This window comes from Glycomyces harbinensis (assembly GCF_900101745.1).
Taxonomy (GTDB): Bacteria; Actinomycetota; Actinomycetes; order Mycobacteriales; family Micromonosporaceae; genus Glycomyces; species Glycomyces harbinensis.
The window spans coordinates 43,583-61,368 of the sequence record NZ_FNAD01000021.1 but is presented as its reverse complement, the minus strand read 5'-3'; the positions used below and the strand labels follow the sequence as shown (position 1 = coordinate 61,368).

The 17,786-nt window shown below is 71.6% G+C and carries 12 protein-coding genes and 1 pseudogene; 7 read left to right on the top strand and 6 right to left on the bottom strand.

The window, feature by feature from the left end:
• Positions 1–197 precede the first annotated feature (197 nt).
• The 3 genes from BLQ63_RS24980 to BLQ63_RS24970 form a co-directional block, all read right to left on the bottom strand.
• Entirely contained in the window at positions 198–1,961 is a 1,764-nt protein-coding gene (locus BLQ63_RS24980; RefSeq protein WP_091040261.1) for an ABC transporter ATP-binding protein, read from the bottom strand.
• Complete coding sequence (locus BLQ63_RS24975) at positions 1,961–3,661, bottom strand: ABC transporter transmembrane domain-containing protein (protein ID WP_177155098.1); 1,701 nt, start codon at positions 3,659–3,661, stop codon at positions 1,961–1,963. Before BLQ63_RS24975 ends, BLQ63_RS24980 begins: the two co-directional genes overlap by 1 nt.
• 247 nt (positions 3,662–3,908) lie before the next feature.
• Entirely contained in the window at positions 3,909–5,783 is a 1,875-nt protein-coding gene (locus BLQ63_RS24970) for a thioredoxin domain-containing protein (protein ID WP_091040259.1), read from the bottom strand.
• A gap of 144 nt (positions 5,784–5,927) precedes the next feature.
• Here BLQ63_RS24970 and BLQ63_RS30025 point away from each other — a divergent pair.
• Positions 5,928–6,539, top strand: a pseudogene (locus BLQ63_RS30025) (DUF998 domain-containing protein); the annotation flags it as partial.
• Positions 6,540–6,569: 30 nt separating this feature from the next.
• Here BLQ63_RS30025 and BLQ63_RS29455 read toward each other — a convergent pair.
• The 3 genes from BLQ63_RS29455 to phoH2 form a co-directional block, all read right to left on the bottom strand.
• On the bottom strand, positions 6,570–7,244 hold the full coding sequence (locus tag BLQ63_RS29455; protein WP_245681084.1) for an aggregation-promoting factor C-terminal-like domain-containing protein: 675 nt from the start codon (positions 7,242–7,244) through the stop codon (positions 6,570–6,572).
• A 72-nt stretch (positions 7,245–7,316) separates the two neighbouring features.
• Positions 7,317–8,006 (bottom strand): aggregation-promoting factor C-terminal-like domain-containing protein, encoded by a 690-nt coding sequence (locus tag BLQ63_RS24955; RefSeq protein ID WP_091040256.1) that lies wholly within the window; start codon positions 8,004–8,006, stop codon positions 7,317–7,319.
• Between the two features lie 69 nt (positions 8,007–8,075).
• Complete coding sequence (gene phoH2 / locus BLQ63_RS24950; RefSeq protein ID WP_290428090.1) at positions 8,076–9,392, bottom strand: RNA 5'-3' helicase PhoH2; 1,317 nt, start codon at positions 9,390–9,392, stop codon at positions 8,076–8,078.
• 205 nt (positions 9,393–9,597) lie between these two features.
• Between phoH2 and BLQ63_RS24945 the strand changes: the two genes are divergently transcribed.
• The 6 genes from BLQ63_RS24945 (at position 9,598) to BLQ63_RS24920 (ending at position 17,632) form a co-directional block, all read left to right on the top strand.
• Entirely contained in the window at positions 9,598–9,864 is a 267-nt protein-coding gene (locus BLQ63_RS24945) for a hypothetical protein (RefSeq protein WP_218125491.1), read from the top strand.
• A gap of 13 nt (positions 9,865–9,877) precedes the next feature.
• Complete coding sequence (locus tag BLQ63_RS24940; protein ID WP_091040253.1) at positions 9,878–10,645, top strand: hypothetical protein; 768 nt, start codon at positions 9,878–9,880, stop codon at positions 10,643–10,645.
• Between the two features lie 71 nt (positions 10,646–10,716).
• A complete protein-coding gene (locus BLQ63_RS24935; protein ID WP_281188206.1) occupies positions 10,717–13,863 on the top strand; it encodes an FtsK/SpoIIIE domain-containing protein in 3,147 nt (1,048 codons plus the stop codon).
• A 10-nt stretch (positions 13,864–13,873) separates the two neighbouring features.
• Positions 13,874–14,557, top strand: a complete 684-nt coding sequence (locus tag BLQ63_RS24930) for a hypothetical protein (RefSeq protein WP_091040252.1) — start codon at positions 13,874–13,876, stop codon at positions 14,555–14,557.
• A gap of 60 nt (positions 14,558–14,617) precedes the next feature.
• A complete protein-coding gene (locus BLQ63_RS24925; RefSeq protein ID WP_091040251.1) occupies positions 14,618–15,172 on the top strand; it encodes a hypothetical protein in 555 nt (184 codons plus the stop codon).
• 636 nt (positions 15,173–15,808) lie between these two features.
• On the top strand, positions 15,809–17,632 hold the full coding sequence (locus BLQ63_RS24920; RefSeq protein ID WP_091040292.1) for a phosphoenolpyruvate carboxykinase (GTP): 1,824 nt from the start codon (positions 15,809–15,811) through the stop codon (positions 17,630–17,632).
• Positions 17,633–17,786 lie beyond the last annotated feature (154 nt).

Below are 17,786 nucleotides of genomic sequence, written 5' to 3'. Positions count from 1 at the left end.
AGGCTCCCGTTCGAGGTTCGCGACACCGCTTGCGGTGCCGGAGATACGGGAGTCCACCCTAGTATCCGAAATGCGAATTTCTGGTATTTTGCACCATCAGTACACGAATGTCGACTAGGCGAGCGAACCTCCGAAACGACGAAGGGCCCGAGGCATTCCGCCTCGGGCCCATCGCCATCGCGCAGCGCACGACGCGCTCAGGCCGCCACGCCCTTCCACGCACCCCACAGGCTCGCGTACACGCCGCCCGCCTCCAAGAGCTCCGCGTGCGAGCCCTCCTCGGCGATCCGGCCCTCCTGCACCACCGCGATCCGATCGGCCGACTCCGCCGCCTGCAACTGGTGCGCGATCGCGATCACCGTCCGCCCGTCCAGCGCCGCCGCCAACGACGCCTCCACATTGCCCGCGCTCCCCGGGTCGATGCCCGCCGTCGCCTCGTCCAGGATCACCACATCCGGGTCCGCGAGGATCACGCGCGCCAACGCCAACTGCTGCGCCTCGGCCAGATTCAACTCGTGGAACTCCTCGCCGAGCATCGTGTCCAACCCCTCGGGCAGATCCGCCGCCCAGCGCGCGTCCACCGTCGCCAGGGCCGCCAGCAGCGCCTCGTCACCGGCCTCAGGGGCGGCCAGATTCAAGTTCGCGCGCAGCGACGCCGTGAAGATGTAATGCTCCTGGGTCACCAGGATCACCTTGCGGCGCAAGACCTCCAACGGGACATCCGCGACGGGCGCGCCGCCGAGCGTCGCCGAACCGGCGCGAGGCCGGTCGATCCCCGCCAGCAGCCGCGCGATCGTGGACTTCCCCGCACCCGAAGGCCCCACGACGACCAGGCGCTCCCCGCGCCGCGGATGCAGACTCAACCCGTGCAGCACATCAGGGCCGTCGCCGTACCCGAACGTCACGTCGTCCAATCGCACGTCCGCACCCGAAGGCGCGGCATCGCGCTCCTCGTCGGGCATCAGATGCACACCCTCCACACGCGACAGTGCCGCCCCGCCCATCTGGAACTCGCTCAACGCCATCGTCGTCCGAAACACCGGACCGTCGAGCCGCAGCGTCAGCATCGCCACCGCGATCACCTGACCCACCGAGACCCAGCCCTCGAGGTACCACATGCTGCCCACGACCGAGACCACCACCGCCGGAACCAGGAACGTCAAATCCACCGACGGGAAGAACCAGGTCTGGATCCGAATGATCCCCCGCAGACGCTCCATGTGCGTCCCCGCGCGCGCATAACCGGCCCCGCCGCGCTCGCCCTGCATCCGGTACGCCGCCACCGTCTGCGACCCCGCCGCCGACGCCGTCAGCGTCTCGGCGATCTCACTCATCGCCGCCCGCTCCGCCAAGAACACCGGACTCGCCAAACGCAGATACCGCCGCGCGGTGAAGATCAGCGTCGGCACCCCCACCAGGAACAGCAATCCCAGCAGCGGACTCACCACGAACGCGGCCGCCGTGATCACCACCGCCTCGATCGACGACACCGCGACCTCCGGGCCCGTCTTGCGCAGCAGCTCCGCCACCGCACCCACATCACCCGACGTGCGGGTCGCCAAGTCCCCGGTCCCGGCCCGCTCCACCGTGCCCAACGGCAACCGCAGCACCCGGTCGATGAACGACTCGCGCAACCGCGCCGCCGCCCGCTCCCCGAGCCGGTACCCGAGCTTGCGGCCCGTGCGCATGAGCACCAACTGCAAGAGCACGCACGCGACGATCACGCCGCAGATCAAGTCCACCCGGGACGCGGTCCACCCCGTCCCGATCCCGTCGATGACCTCCCCGAGCATCACCGGCAGCGCCGCCCCCGCCCCGGCCGCGGCCACATAGAGCGCCACGACCCCGATGAACGCGGTCTTCTCCTCGACGACGAGGCGCCGAACCGCGTGGAACACGGCGGCGCGATCGGCGATCGGCAGGCGGCCGGCCGTCACCGGTGCGGGTGTCTGGGCACTCATCAGGACTCCTGTCGCGAAGTGAGGGCGCGGTACTCGCGCTCGCGGGACAGCTCGGCGTGCGAGCCGACCGCGCTGACCTTGCCGTCGACCATCCACACCACCCGGTCGGCGCGGGCGAGCCACAGCGGGGACGCGGTGACCACGGCCGTCGTGCGGCCCGACCGGACCGCGGACACGCGCGAGGCGATCAGGTTCTCGGTGTGGGCGTCCACCGCCGACGTCGGCTCGACGGCCAAGAGGATCTCGGCGTCGGCCGCGAGGGCCCGCGCCAGGCGCAGCCGCTGGCGCTGCCCGCCCGAGAGGTTCCGGCCGCCGTTGGTGATCTCGCCGTTCAGCGTCGAACCGAGACTCGAGTACACGTCGGCGGCGCAGGCGGCCTCGATCGCGGCGAGCGCCTTCGCCTCGTCGATTCCGGCGGCCCCGACGCGGAGGGTCTCGCCGAGGTTCTGGGCGAACAGGTAGTCCTCGCGCAGCAGCAGGACGCGCTCGCGGACTTCGTCGAGTGCGACGGCGCCGAGGCGGGTCCCGCCCCATTCGGCGTCGGACTCGCGGTAGCGGGCGAGCCGTTCCATCGCCGCCTCGGCGGGCTTGGCCTCGGCGCTGACGACGACGGTGAGCTTCCCGGGCTCGACCGCGAGCGAGGACTCGGGGTCGCGGAGCGGGCCCTCGGCCCCCCGTTCGGTCCCGTCGTCGGTGATGTCGGCGCGGGTGCCGAAGAACGCGGTGAGCCGCCGGGACGCGACCTGCGCGGCGATCACCGACTGGGCCATGCCGATCATCGCGCCCGAGTGCTGGGCCACGAGCGCGGTCATGCCGAACGCGGCCGAGAGCTCCCCGACGGTGATGGTCCCGGTCAGGGCCAGCCGCGCCGCGATCCAGGTGATGACCGCGATGAGCGCCAGCGGCAGGCTCGAACGCAGGCCCTGCACCCAAGAGTCGGCCGTCGCGACGCCGTAGCCGGCCTCGCGCAGATTCGCGGAGGCGACCCGGTAGCGCCGGGAGAACTGCTCCTCGCCGCCGACCCCGCGCAGCACCCGCAGCCCGCCCACGACGTCGGCGGCCTGCCCGGTGAGCGTCGCCACCGAAGAGCGGTAGGCGATCTGATGATGCTGGAGGCGGCTGAGGACCGGCCCGACGACGAACCCGATGAACAGCACCCCGCCGGCGATCACGGCCCCGAGGGCGGGATCGATGTTCCACAGCATTCCCGTGCCGACGCCGAGCATGACCACGCCCATCCAGCCGAAGCCGAGCTGGAACACGAACGACCCCGTCTTGTGTGCGTCCTCAGTGGACAGGTTCACCATCTCGCCCGGGGAGACCGCGCCTCGCACGCCCGTCCCGGCCCGGTTCAGATGGTCGGTGAGGTTCTGCACCGTGCGCACGCGCGCGTGCGACTCGGCCAGGAACAGGGCCCGGTAGCCCCCGATGAAGACCCACGACGAGGCGATCGCGGTCCCGATGAGCACGATCGTCCACGGCAGCAGCGGCTCGGTGGTCCCGGCGACCAGTACCTCGTCGATCACCTTCGAAATGGCCCAGGGGAGCAGCACCCAGGCCGTGCCGGAAATGCTGAGCAGAATGAACCCGACCGCGACCAGCCCCGTGTGGGACCGGGCGACGTACCAGAGGTAGCGCCACGGGTCGGCGGGTATGTCCGCGGGGGACGGGACCGGGGGGCGCAGCGGATTCGGGTTCACGGCTCCAAAAATATGCGGGCCGCTAGCCGCGCGACAAGCACATATCCAATGCGGTCGGATGTGATTCAACCCGCAGCGGGGTGTCCGGCCCGGCCGAGCCGGACACCCCGAGCGGTGCTCCGCGGAGGAGCGGCGGTCCTGCGGGGACCGCGCGCGGGCGGATTCCCGCGCGCGGTCCCGGTATGGCGACGTTCGCGAATCCCCTTATGTCGCCGCCATCCCGCAGGTCCGCCGAATGGCTTTTTTGCTATCTATGCAACACGAAGCGCCACCGATCGGCAACAGAAAGTTTCCCGCCTGTGGATAACTCAGACCGGGGACGGGGTTCTCGCAGCGCAGTGCCTGTGGATAACTCGGTGCGCTGGGCCCTGACCAGGGCTTCGGCGGCGGCGTGCAGGCCGGCCGTGAAGCGCGGGTTCGCGCCCATCACCGGCTCGGCCCGGGCGATCGAACGCCACGCGTCGTCCTTGTACGTCTCGTCCCCGGTGACCTGCCACGCCTCCAGCAGCGCGGCCGCCGCCAGCGCCCAACCCGAGGCCGTCGGCCCGTCGTGGACGTCGGCCGGGCGCGTCACCAGCGACTCCGCATCCTCGGCCGTGTCGAAGAACCCGCCCTCGTAGTCGGTGAACCGCTCGCGGACCTGCTCCAGGAGACCCTGGGCCCGCGCGGTCCACTCGCCGCCCAGGCGCAGGAACCCGAGTGCGAGCGCCGCGTAGTCCTCCAGGATGCCCGGCGCTTCGGAGGCGGTCCCACCGAGCGAGGCGCGCGCCAGGCGGCCGTCGTCGTCGATGTGGACGCTCGCGAGGTGCTCGGCGGCACGCTCTGCCGCGAGGAGCGCATCGCGGTGGCCCGTGCGAGCGGCATACTCCGCAAGGGCGGCGATCGCCAGACCGTTCCAGGCCGCGACCACCTTGTCGTCGCGCCCCGGCTGCGGCCGGGTGCGCCGGGCCGCGAGGAGCCGGTGGCGCACCGCCTCCCAGCGGGCCGAGTCGTCCGGGTCCCGGGGCAGCTCCAGGACGTTCGCGCCGTGCTCGAAGTTCGGGTTCGCCGCGTCGATGCCGAAGACCTCGGCGGCCCACGCGGCGTCCTCGCCGAGGACCTCCTCCAACTGCGCGAGCGTCCACACGTACGTCAGGCCTTCGACGCCGTCCGTGTCCGCGTCGAAGGCCGCCGCGAAGGCGCCCTCAGCGGTCGTGAAGTGCTCCAGCAGGAACGCCGCCGTCTCGTCGGCGACGCGCGCGAACAGCGCCCCCTCACCGGCCAGCCGCGCGTACAGCCACAGGAGCTCGGCGTTGTCGTACAGCATCTTCTCGAAATGCGGCACCGTCCAGGCCTCGTCCACGCTGTAGCGGGAGAACCCGCCCGCGACCTGGTCGTAGATCCCGCCGCGGGCCATCCGCTCGGCAGTGAGCTTCACATGGTCGAGCAGTCCCTGGTCGCCGGTGCGCACGTACGCGTCGCACAGGAACCGCAGCGTCGGGACGCTCGGGAACTTCGGGGCCGACCCGAAACCCCCGTGCACGCCGTCGGCCGAGGCCAGGACGGTTCGCGCGGCCGCGTCCAGCAGTTCGGGGCGGATCGGCGGCGCGGGCGGGCACGGCCCGTCCAGCGGGCACGCCACGGTCACGTCGGCGAACGCCGGGCCGCTCTTCGCACTGGCCTCCACGATCGCCGCGCCCTGGTGCCCCAGCTCCTCGCGCTGACCGGTCCAGGCGGTGTGCACCGCGTCGAGCAGGCGCAGGAAGTGGGTCTTGGGAAAGTAGGTGCCGGCGAAGAACGGCGTGCCGTCGGGGAAGGCGAACACCGTCATCGGCCAACCGCCCTGCCCGGTGATCGCCATGGTCGCCTGCATGTAGACCGCGTCCAGGTCCGGTCGCTCCTCGCGGTCGACCTTGATCGGTGCGAAGCGGTCGTTGATCGCCGCGGCCACCGTGCGGTCCTCGAACGACTCGTGCGCCATGACATGGCACCAGTGGCAGGTCGAATAGCCGATCGAGATGAGCAGCGGGACGTCGCGGTCCGCGGCGTCGGCGAGCGCCGCCGGACTCCACTGGCGCCACGCCACCGGGTTGGCGGCGTGCTGGCGCAGATACGGGGACAGGGCTCCGGCCAACTCGTTCACCCCCCAAGCCTCGCACACGCGCCGGTGCGGCGGACGGGAGCGCGAAGGTAGGGCAGGCGGTACCCCCGGGCGGGTGCAGGCGGGGGGAGGGATTCGGGTGTGCGCGTCACTGATTTCAAAGCCCGAATTCGCGAGTCTTGCTACATGATCATTCATGCGCCCCTTGGCGAAAGCTGGAACACCCTCAAGGGACTGACGACGGCCGGGTTCACCTCGCTCGGTGCGGGATTCGCCGCGATGGTCGTCCTCCACGCCACCTCCGGCCTCAACCCCGTCGAGGTCGTCATCAGCCTCCACCTCTACACGCCGCTGGGCTGGCTGCTGCCGGTCGCGCTGGTGCTCTTCGGGCTCGGCGCGTGCGCGTTCGCGGCCGTCGCGCGGCGCGTCGACGCCCCCCGGTGGATGAGTCCGATGCTGCTGGCGTGGGCGGGCCTGCTCGGCCTCGTCGCGCTGTTCCCGACCGACCCGCCCGGGCTCCCCGACGTCTCGCTGATCTCGGCGATCCACCGCTACGCCGCGTTCTGCGCGTTCAGCACGATGGCCGTCATGGGCCTGTGCTTCGCCAAGTGGGCGAAGGGCGGCGACTGCCCCGAGAAGGTGCGCCGCGCGGTGCTGGCCTCCAGCTGGGTCGCGGCCGTGGCGCTCGTGGCCTGCTCGACGCCTTATGTTGCGGAGTGGTTCGGCGTGCCGCGCGAGCCGGGCGCCTTCGCGGCCGGCCTGCTCCAGCGCACCACGGTCGGCTTCGAGCTGGTGGCGCTGGCGTACATCGGGTCCTGGCTCAGGGGATCAGTAGAAGCCCTCGGCCTCGGATTTGGCCCAGGCGCCGCAGGGGTCGTCGTACCGGTTGGCGATGTAGCCCAGTCCCCAGCGGATCTGGGTGACCGGGTTGGTCTCCCAGTCGTCGCCTTCGGAGGACATCTTGTTCCCCGGGTAGGCCTGGGGGATGCCGTAGGCGCCGATGGAGTTCGCCGCGAGCTCGTTCCAGCCGGACTCCTTGTTCCAGAGCGGCTCCAGGCACGACGCGAACTGCTCGAGGTCCCAGCCCCATTCGAGGGTGAGCGCGCAGCCGGTCGCGCGGTTCCCGGAGTATTCGCCGCAGCTGGACGGGACGTCCACTGACGTCGGGTTCGTGTTCATCGCGGCTTCTTCGGCGGCCTGGTCGGCGTCCTCTTGGGCGTCGTCCAGGCCTTCGGCCTTGTCCACGGCGTAGTCGGCGACGGCGGCGGCCTTGACGGTGACGTCGGCGCCGGCGGTCTCCTGGATGTAATCGACGTGCCGGAGGCGGACGTCCTCGATGGCCTCCTCGACCTCGGCCTGCTGTTCGGCGGCCGCCTGGCTGGGGTGCTGGGCGTCGGTGGTCGCGGGGTCGTCGGTGATGGCGGCGACGGCGATGACGGCGCCGATCGACAGGACCAGCAGGGCCGCGATCCGGGCCCCGTAGCGGGTCAGCTTGGGGATCATGGGGTGGCGCTCCAGGTGTGACGCCGCTGCCCGGCACGGGGCCGGGCAGCGGGAGGGTTGTCTATATGGGGGCTAGTACCAGCCGACTTCTTCGGAGTGGTTCCAGGCCTCGCAGGGGGTGCCGTAGCGGCCCTCGATGTAGCCCAGGCCCCATTCGATCTGGGTGACCGGGTTGGTCTCCCAGTCCGAGCCCTCGGACTCCATCTTCGAGCCGGGGAGCGCCTGGGGGATGCCGTAGGCGCCGATGCCGTTGGCGGCCAGCTCGTTCCAGCCGGACTCGCGGTCCCACAGGGCGACGAGGCAGCCGACCTGCTCGAGGTCGAAGCCGTGCTCCTGCGCAAGCGCGCAGCCGGTGGCCTTGTTGCCCGAGTAGTCGCCGCAGCTGCCGGGGATGTCGACGTCGGTGCGCCCGGCGTTCGCGGCCTCCTCGGCGGCCTGCTCGGCCTCTTCGGCGGCCTGGTCGGCGTCCTCCTGGGCGCTGTCCAGGCTCGCGGCGCGGTCGGCGGCGAAGTCCGCGAGGGCGTCGACCTTGGTCGCCACGTCGGCGCCCGCGGTCTCCTCGATGTAGTTCACGTGCAGGTAGCGGACTTCCTCGTACGCCGCCTCGGCCTCTGCCTGCTGTTCGGCGGCGGCCTGGCTGGGGTGCTGGGCGTCGAGTTCCGAGGGGTCGTCGGTCACGGCGTTGACGGCTATGACGGCCCCCAATGCGAGGACGAGTACGGCGGCGAGCTTCGCGCCGTAACGGGTCAGCAGTGGGATCATTCGCTCTACTCCTGTGTCCCGGGCGTCTGTCCACAGACGCCCGGGACACAGCATGCCAGAGCTGGCCGATCAGCCTTCGAGCAGGTTGGTGACCATCTCCGCGATCTCGGAACGCTCACTGCGCGTAAGCGTCACATGAGCGAACAGTGGGTGGCCCTTGAGCACGTCGATGACGCTGGCGACACCGTCGTGGCGGCCCACCCGCAGGTTGTCGCGCTGGGCGACGTCGTGGGTGAGGACCACTTTGGAACCCTGCCCGATGCGCGAGAGCACCGTCAGGAGCACCCCGCGTTCGAGCGACTGCGCCTCGTCGACGATGACGAACGCGTCGTGCAGGCTCCGCCCGCGGATGTGCGTGAGCGGCAGGACCTCGAGCATGCCGCGTTCGAGCACTTCGTTGATGACGTTGTCGTCGGTGACGGCCCCGAGGGTGTCGAACACCGCCTGGCCCCACGGGCTCATCTTCTCGTTCTCGGTGCCCGGCAGGTAGCCCAGCTGCTGCCCGCCGACGGCGTAGAGCGGCCGGAACACGATGACCTTCTTGAAGACCTCGCGTTCCAGCGCCTGCTCGAGGCCGGCGGCCAGCGCCATCGCGGACTTGCCGGTGCCGGCCTTGCCGCCGAGCGAGACGATCCCGATCTCGGGGTCGAGCAGCAGGTCTATGGCGACGCGCTGCTCGGCGGAGCGCCCGTGGACGCCGAAGGCCTCCCGGCCGCGCACGAGCTGGATCTTCTTGTCGACGGTGACGCGGCCGAGCGCCTTCGAACCGGTGCCGTTGAGGACCAGCCCGGTGTGGCAGGGCAGCTCCAGGTCGTGGGGCAGGTCGACGTCGCCGCCTTCGAAGAGGGCGTCGATGACCTCGTCGGCGACCGACAGCTCGGCCATGCCCGACCAGGTCGGGTCGACGGCCTGGCCGTGGCGGTACTCCTCGGTGGGGATGCCGACCGCGGAGGCCTTGACCCGCAGCGGCATGTCCTTGGTGACGAGTACGGATTCGGCGCCTTCGAGCCCGAGGGCCCGGGTGACGGCGATGATGCGCGAGTCGTTCGTGTCCCCGGCGAAGCCGGCCGGAAGCCCGGAGGTGTCGACGTGGTTGAGTTCGACCCGGATGGAACCGCCGTGGTCCCCGATGTCGATGGGCTGATCGAGACGCCCGTGCTTGATGCGCAGTTCGTCGAGGCGCCGCAGGCACTCTCGGGCGAACCAGCCCAGCTCCGGATGGTGGCGTTTGGCTTCCAGCTCGCTGACTACGACGAGCGGGATGACCACGTGGTGTTCGTCGAACCGTGAGAACGCACCAGGGTCTGATAGCAGAACCGAGGTGTCGAGGACGTAAGTGCGTTGCACTGGCACGGTCGCCTCCCGGGTATCGATGTTTGGGGGCAGCCTCGGCGAAGCTTGCGAGCCGTAACCACGGCCCTACCCCGTTTGGTACTCACACTGTAGTTGGGAGGTACGTCACTCCGCCACCATAAAATGCATCGAAAGCAACACTGGTTGTCACGGGTGTATCGGAAATCCGACAAAGCAGACACGCCGCGTTATCGTCCGATCACGCAAAGCGGGCCTGTTCTCGGTGAGAATGAGCATCGTGTCCACCGTGAGCGTCGCCGAACTCAAGTCCGCCATCGCCGCCGCCCTGCAGCAGGTCCGCGACGGCCAGTCCGCCATCTCCGCCGCCAGCCAGAACATCGAATCCGCACAGGGGAGCCTGACCGCCGTCACCGCCGGATCAGGCCACGACTCGGTCGCCACCGCCCAGGCCGCGCTCGCGCAGGCCGCCGCCGAACTCGAGCAGTCCCTGGCCGCGACCTTCGCGGCCGCCGAGCAGGCCGAGGCCTACGCCGCGACCCTCTAGAACGGAGACCCCTGTGGACGTCGCCGCCCTCGCCGGGCGCCTCAAGGCCCTGGCCGTCGACCTCCCGCTGCCCGCCCTCGACACCGCCGACCACCGCTTCGAGGCCGCTCAGGCCGAACTCAAGGAGGCCTCGCGGGAGTCGAACGCCGAGATCGGGCTCCACAAGCTCGGCGCCGCGCGCGAACGGCTCGCCGCCGCGCGCACGCGCCTGAGCGAAGCGGCCGCCGCCGTCGACGACTACCTCGACTCGATCGGCGCCGGAACCAGTGCCGCACCGGTCGCGGCCCCCGTGAAGGGCAGGACCGCCGCGCCGGCCCCGGTGGACCCGCGCCGGTGGTGGACCGAGCGCGTCAACGAGCTGTGCGACCGCACCGGAACGGCCGACCCGCAGCAGGTCCCGCCGACGCGCCTGTTCAACGAGCTCCTCAAGGCCGCCGGCGACGGCAACGCCGAGGCCTACTGCAAGCGCCTGCGCGACGCCGGGCCCGAGACCGGGGTGAAACTCCCCGGCCTGGCCTGGCCGCTCGTGCGGACCCTCGCCGCCGAGCACCTCGGCCGCACGCCCACCGCCCGCGACGTGGCCTCGCTGCGCGACAAGTGCGCCGACAAGGTGCGCTCGCTGGTGCCCAAGGCCGAACCCGACCACATCGGGGCGGCGCTGGCCTCGGCCTGCACGCTGGGGCGCGGCGGTTCCGACGACGCCGGCGACGCGGCCCGCACCGCGCTGGTGGGTCCGGCGCTGGTCGCCGCGCTGCACCGCCTGCCGCGAGAGGGCCGGTGAACGGTGCGCGAATTCTCGATCCTGATCTTGCGGCGCACGACGAGCAGCCACGACGAGCGGAGGGCCCGACCATGAGCAGCTGGCGCAGACGACTGGTGGTGGCCATGGGCGACGAGCTCGGGCGCGCCCGCGGTGAGGCGCGGCTCCTCGCTGAGCGCACCGCCGTCGAAGCGGACGTCGAAGGCCGCAAGGCCGAGCAGATCATCGGCGATGCCGGGCGCAAGCAGACGCAGTTGCGCGGCATCCACGAGAAGATGGTCGCCACGCTCGAGGCCCGCAGGGCCGCGGCCGTGCGTGCCGGCCACGACGCCGCCCTCGAAGCGGCCCGCAGCGCCGCCCCGGCTGCGGCAGGGGCCCCATGGCAGGGCTGGAAGCCCGAATCGGGCCTGGAACGGGGCCCGGCCCCGATGCTGCGCATCGGCCGCATCGCCGGCAGCGAATCCGCGGGCTCCGGGCCCGGGATCCCCTCCCCCTCCCCCCACCCACCCACCACCGCTGCTCACCGCCCACCCGCCACCACCACTGCCGCCGTCTTGCGCCCGCCTGCCGCCGCTGGTTCGCACCGCCCGGCTACCGGCCTGGGCGGTGCCGCGTTCGGCCTTGGCGGTGAGGCCTGTGCCGATGCCAGCTGCTCGCTTTCCGCCGCGCTTGGCCCCGCCTCCGACGGCGCCCGGGTCGCCGTCGGGGGTGGAGTCGAGGCGGGCGGTGCGCTCGGCGGTGGTACCCCCGCCGAGGCCGGCTCGGGAGCGGGACGCGCCGCTGCTCCCGAAGGTGCGGGCTCGATCGCGGAGTCCGGCTCGGCCGCCGCCGACTCCGTGGATGTCGCCCTTGCTGCCGCCGATGTCGCCCGCACCGCCATCGATGCCGCCGGCGCCGATGCTGCTCTCACCACCTCCTCTCACCGTCACGTCGCTTTCCGTGATGTAAATGTGACAGAGGGGTATGACATTTCCGTGGAATCAGTGACCGGCGTCTCACTGCCCGCGCTGCTGCCGCTGCTCGACCGTGCCCATCTGCGCATCGATTCCGATGCGGCGCATGCACTTCCCGGACTGCTGGCCCGCGCCGTCGGGTCCGTGCCCGCCGGGCTCGTGCGCCTCCACGTCTACGACCCCGAGCATCTCGGCGGCTCCCTGTCCGCGTTCGCCGCCCTCGGCAAGGCCGGCCTCCTCTCCTTCGTCGGCCCCTCCGGGCTGCGCGAAGCGCTCGACACGCTCGTCGAGACCGTCCGCCGCATCAACGCCGACGTCCTCGCCGGCGAGCACGCCTCCCTCGCCGAGCTCGCCGCCGCCACCGGGCGGCGCCCCGAACCCTGGCGCGTCCTCGTGCTCCTCAACGCCGACCTCGCCTCCTGGCCCGCCCACGACCAGGCCCAGCTCGCCCGCCTGCGCCGCACCGGCGTCGCCGCCGGCGTCCACCTCGTCATCGTCGGCGACGATACCGCCGGACCCGCCGACCTGCCGCGCCTCACCGCGACCCAGTACACCGGCCTGCCCGGCGCCGCGATCGCCCTCGACGCGCCACCGCCCTCCCCGGCGATCACCGCCGCCGCCAAGGCGATCGCCGAGAAGCACAGCGCCGGAAGAGAACCCGCCCGCCTCGTCGACCTCCTCCCGCAGCGCCTGTGGGCCTCCTCCTCCGCCACCGGGCTCCACGCCGTCATCGGCGAGACCCCCGCCGGCGACGTCGCCCGGCTCGCCCTCGGCGACAACCCGCCCCACGCTCTCGTCGGCGGCCCCTCCGGCTCGGGCAAGACCAACCTGCTCTACGCCTGGATCGCCGGACTCGCCTCCGGCTACAGCCCCGACGAGCTCGCGCTGTACCTCCTCGACTTCAAGGAAGGCGTCTCCTTCGCGCGCTTCGCCACCGGCCGCCGCGACCCCTCCTGGCTCCCGCACGTGCGCCTCGTCGGCGTCAACGTCAACGACGACCGCGAATTCGGCCTCGCCCTCCTGCGCCACCTCAAGGACGAGCTGCGCCGCCGCGCCGAAGCCGCCAAAGCCCACGAGGCCACCAAGCTCGAAGAGCTCCGCGCCGCCGACCCCGAAGGCCACTGGCCGCGCATCGTCGCCGTCGTCGACGAGTTCCAAGTCCTCCTCGAAACCCGCGACGCCGTCACCGACGAAGCCGTCCAGCTCCTCGAAGACCTCGCCCGCCGCGGCCGCAGCCAGGGCATCCACCTCGTCCTCGCCTCACAGGACATCGCCGGCATCGAAGCGCTGTGGGGCCGCCCGAGCCTGGTCGCCCAGTTCACCCTCCGCATCGCACTGCCCAAGGCCCGCAGGGTCCTCGCCGAGAACAACCACGCCGCCGACACCGTGCCCCGCTTCCACGCCGTCGTCAACGACGAGTCCGGGCACGCCGTCGCCAACAAGATCGTCGCCCTCCCCAACGCCGGCCACGCCGACGCCTGGGAACCGCTCCAGCGCCGCCTGTGGGAGGCCCGCCCGCCCGGGAACCTGCCGCCCGCGCTCTTCGACGGCGACCACGTCCCCGAACTCGCCGCGCACACGCCCTCCCCCGAGACCGCGCTGCTCGGCCAGACCATCGACGTCGCCGCCCGCGGCGCCGAACTCGCCCTCCACCGCGCCCCCGGACGCAACCTCGCCATCCTCGGCACCCGCTCCGGCGAGGCCGCCGACATCCTCGCCGCCGCCGCGCTCACCGCCGCCCGCGGCCAGCGCATCGGCGTCGACCTGTGCTGCCTCGAACCCGACGCGGCCTCCTCCGCGATCGCCCTGGCCGCCGCCCTGGAGACCGAAGGCGCCGACGTCGACTGGCACGACGACCTCGGGTCGCTGTGCAAGGACTGGGAGCTGCGCTGCGACGGGACCCTGCGGCTCAACCTCGTCTACGCCGTCGACGCCGGGTCCGCGCGCCTGGACGCCGCCCAGTCGGCGCGCCTGCGCGCCATGCTCATCGACGGGCCCGAACGCCACCTGCACACCCTCGGCTGGTGGCGGTCGGTGCCGCGCCTGCGCGAGGACCTCGGCGGGTTCTCCGCGCGCTTCGACGCCGTCGACGCCTGGCTCGCCCTCGACGTGCAGGGGCCCGAGCTGGCCCCGCTCTCGCCCGCCAGCGGCGGCCCCGCCTGGTATCCGCGCGAGCGGCGCGGCCTCTACTTCGACCGCGCCCGCCACCGCGCCCCGCAGGTGGTCATCCCGTACCTGACGACCGCGGCCCTGCCCAGGCCCGAGGCCGTACTGGACCTGCCGTAAAGGGGCCGCCATGCCGACCGAGACCTCCGACACCGAACCGTGCGATTACGCGGACGCCGTCGCGGCCTTCCTGAAGGACCGCGCCGACGCCGAAGCGGAGATCCGCGCCGCCGACGCCGCCTACCGGAGCGAAGCCGACCGGCTCGCGACCGCGGTGGAGGCGGCCGGGACCGCCCGCGACGAGGCCAACCGGGCCGCCGTCGCGGCCGCGACCCTCGTGGCCGAGACCGACAAGACCGTGTCCGTCCTGTGGCGGTCCCTCGGCGACTTCGTGGGGCACCGCCGCACCGGGCCGACCCCGTCGGCCGGGCCGCCCGACCCCGAGCCCGACGCCGAGCGCGTCCGGGCCCGGCTGGAGCGCTCCGGGCGGCTGCTGTCCCTCGCCCGCCAGGGTGAACTGCCGATCGACGCGCCCCGCCACACCGAGGCGACCGCCGCCGCCATCGGCGCGGGGCTGGGCGCCCTGGCGGTCGCGGTCGCACTGTGGACGCTGCGCAGCGAGGACACGGCCGTGCGGCAGGCGGCGGCGGCCCTGACGCTGTTCCTGGGGGTCGCGACGGGCCCGATCGTGCTCGGCGTGTGGCTGTCGTGGCAGTACCGGGTGCGCCCGCGCCCGGGCCAGACGCTCGCGTGCGTCGGCGCGGCGATCGCGGCGGTGTGCGCGCTCGCGGGCGTGTTCATGCGGGGCCTGTAGTACCGCCTTGACGGGATGGGGTACACCTGATGCGTCACCGAAACGTGAGGAGACCCGTCAATGGCCGCCATCGACGACACCGGCTCGTGGCATTACGGCCCCCTGCCGTCCACTGACGACGCCCCCGCCTGGATCTACGGGATCGTCCCGGACGGCTGGATCGCCGGCATGCCCGACGTCACCGTCGACCGCGACGAGATGATCATCATCTGCCCGCTGCCGACGCCGGACCACCCGGGCGACGCGACCGAGTCCGACCGGGCCGCGACCGAGGAGGGCCGGATCTCGCGCTTCCGCGAGGCCACCCGCGACATGCGCGTGCAGATCGCCCAGCAGCTCCAGTACCGCTACCACCGCCAGTCCTCGTGGGGTGCGCGCTGCGGCTCGACGACGATGGTCTTCACCCACCAGTCCCTGCCGGTGACCACGCGGCTGCGCCAGCCCGAGCGCCTCGTGCTCGACACGCTCGTCGGCTCCGGTGTGGCCGCGTCGCGCTCGGACGCGCTCGCGTGGTGCGTGCGCCTGGTCGAGCAGCACGCCGAGGACTGGCTCAAGGAGCTGCGCGAGGCGATGGTCAGCGTCGACGAGCTGCGCCGCCGGGGGCCCTCGGTCTGACGTCAACGCATCGAACGGCGGCCGTGCTCATGATCGAGCACGGCCGCCGTCGTCGTGTTCACCTCATGAGCAGGAAGACCGCGAGCGCGGCCAGGATCAGGACCACTGCCGCCGTGCCGACCGCCACGCTTCTGGCGCGGCCTGGCTGCGGTTCCGGTTCGCGGTGCGCCATGGACTTCTCCAACGCTTCGACACTCGGTTGCTGATGCGGTTGCAGAACTGCATCTTCGCCCAAGACGCCCCGCGGTGTAGGGATTCGCGCCAAATGCGGCCGCGTCGCGACTCGTAACCGGTTTGCGATCGCGATCTAACGCGCTCGATCCATGATCGAAACAGATCGCGTTAGTTGCGAGTATGCGTCAAATTCATGTGCGGATGATCGATCATGCGTGGTGAAGAAGAAAACGCAAGTAGTTGTGATTGTTTCGAGCTCAAATGAGCACCCTATAGCAAGCGGCAAGCGGAAACCCTGTTCAAGAAGGGTTCAATCGAGCATGAGTCCCTGCGCGTTCCCCCGCGTTCACGTAGCGTCCGAAGGACCGGTCCCGGCCGGAGCGCCCGCGTCACATCGCCGCCCGGTCGCGGACCCGTCCACGAGCCGCGCCAGAGCACCGAACCGAAGGAGCCACCGTGAGCATCGAAACCGCCGAACCCGCGATCGGACTCACCGATCCGCCCACCCGCCACCACAAACTCCTGGCCTGGGTGGGCGAGGTCGCCGAGCTGACCGACCCCGACCAGATCGTCTGGTGCGACGGCACCCGGGCCGAATGGGACCGCCTGACCGCCGAACTCGTCGCGTTCGGCACCCTCGTCCCCGTCCCCGCCAAACCCGACTCGTTCCTCGCGCGCACCGACCCCGACGACGTCGCCCGGGTCGAGGAGCGCACCTTCATCTGCTCGCTCGACCCCGAGGACGCCGGGCCCACCAACAACTGGACCGCCCCCGACTACATGCGCGAGACCATGACCGGCCTCTACCGCGGCTCCATGCGCGGGCGCACCATGTACGTCGTCCCCTTCTGCATGGGCTCGCTCGACGCCGACAAGCCCATGTTCGGCGTCGAGCTGACCGACTCGGCCTACGTCGCCGCCTCGATGCACATCATGACCCGCATGGGCGCCGAAGTCCTCGAGGCGATGGGCTCGGGCGCCGACTTCGTCAAGTGCCTCCACTCCGTCGGATCGCCCCTGGCGCCCGGCCAGACCGACACCGCCTGGCCCTGCAACGACACCAAGTACATCTCCCACTTCCCGGCCGACCGCGAGATCTGGTCCTACGGGTCGGGCTACGGCGGGAACTCCCTGCTCGGCAAGAAGTGCTACGCGCTGCGCATCGCCTCCGCGATGGGCCGCGACGAGGGCTGGCTCGCCGAGCACATGCTCATCCTGCGCCTGACCAGCCCGCAGGGGAAGGTCTACCACGTGACGGGCGCGTTCCCCTCCGCGTGCGGCAAGACCAACCTCGCCATGCTCGAGCCGACCATCCCCGGATGGAAGGTCGAGACCCTCGGCGACGACATCGCCTGGCTCCGCTTCGGCGAGGACGGGCGCCTGTGGGCCGTCAACCCCGAGTACGGCTTCTTCGGCGTCGCGCCCGGAACCGACTACCACACCAACCCCAACGCCATGCGCACCATCGCGAAGGGCCACACCCTGTTCACCAACGTCGCGCTCACCGACGAGGGCGACGTCTGGTGGGAGGGCATGGGGGAGGCGCCCGGCCACGCCGTGGACTGGAAGGGCCAGGACTGGACGCCCGACTCCGAGGAGCCCTCCAGCCACCCCAACAGCCGCTTCTGCACGCCCATCAAGCAGTGCCCGGTGCTCGCCGAGCAGTACGACGACCCGCGCGGCGTCCCGATCGACGCGATCCTCTTCGGGGGCCGGCGCGCCACCACCATCCCGCTCGTGACGCAGGCCCGCGACTGGGTCCACGGCGTGTACATGGGCGCGACCCTCTCCTCGGAGACCACCGCCGCGGCCACCGGCCGGGTCGGCGTCGTGCGCCGCGACCCGATGGCGATGCTGCCGTTCATCGGCTACAACGCCGCCGACTACTTCGGCCACTGGATCGAGATGGGCAAGGCCGCCACCGACGAGGCGCTCCTGCCGCAGGTCTTCTACGTCAACTGGTTCCGCCGCTCCGACGACGGCCGCTTCCTGTGGCCCGGCTTCGGCGAGAACGCACGCGTGCTCAAGTGGGTCGTCGAACGGCTCGAAGGCCGCGCCGAAGGCGTCGAGACCCCGATCGGGTACTGCCCGACCCCCGAATCGCTCGACGTCGACGGACTCGACCTCACCGAAGCCGACCTCAAGGCCGCGCTCCTGGTCGACCGCGACGAGTGGGCCGCCGAGATCCCGCTCGTCGAGAGCTGGTTCACCCGCTTCGGCGACCGCCTCCCCACCGTCCTGTGGAGCGAACTGGACGCGCTCAAGCAGCGGCTCGACCTCCAGTAGCAGTACGACAGAGAGCAGTTCCCAAGCGGCCGTGGCCTTCCGAGGCCACGGCCGCCGCCGTGCGCGAGCCCTGTTCGGACGGGCCCCGCCCGTGTCGGCCGCGCGCACGGCGAAGCGTGCAATCCGTAAATCGGACAGGCCTACAATTGCCGGT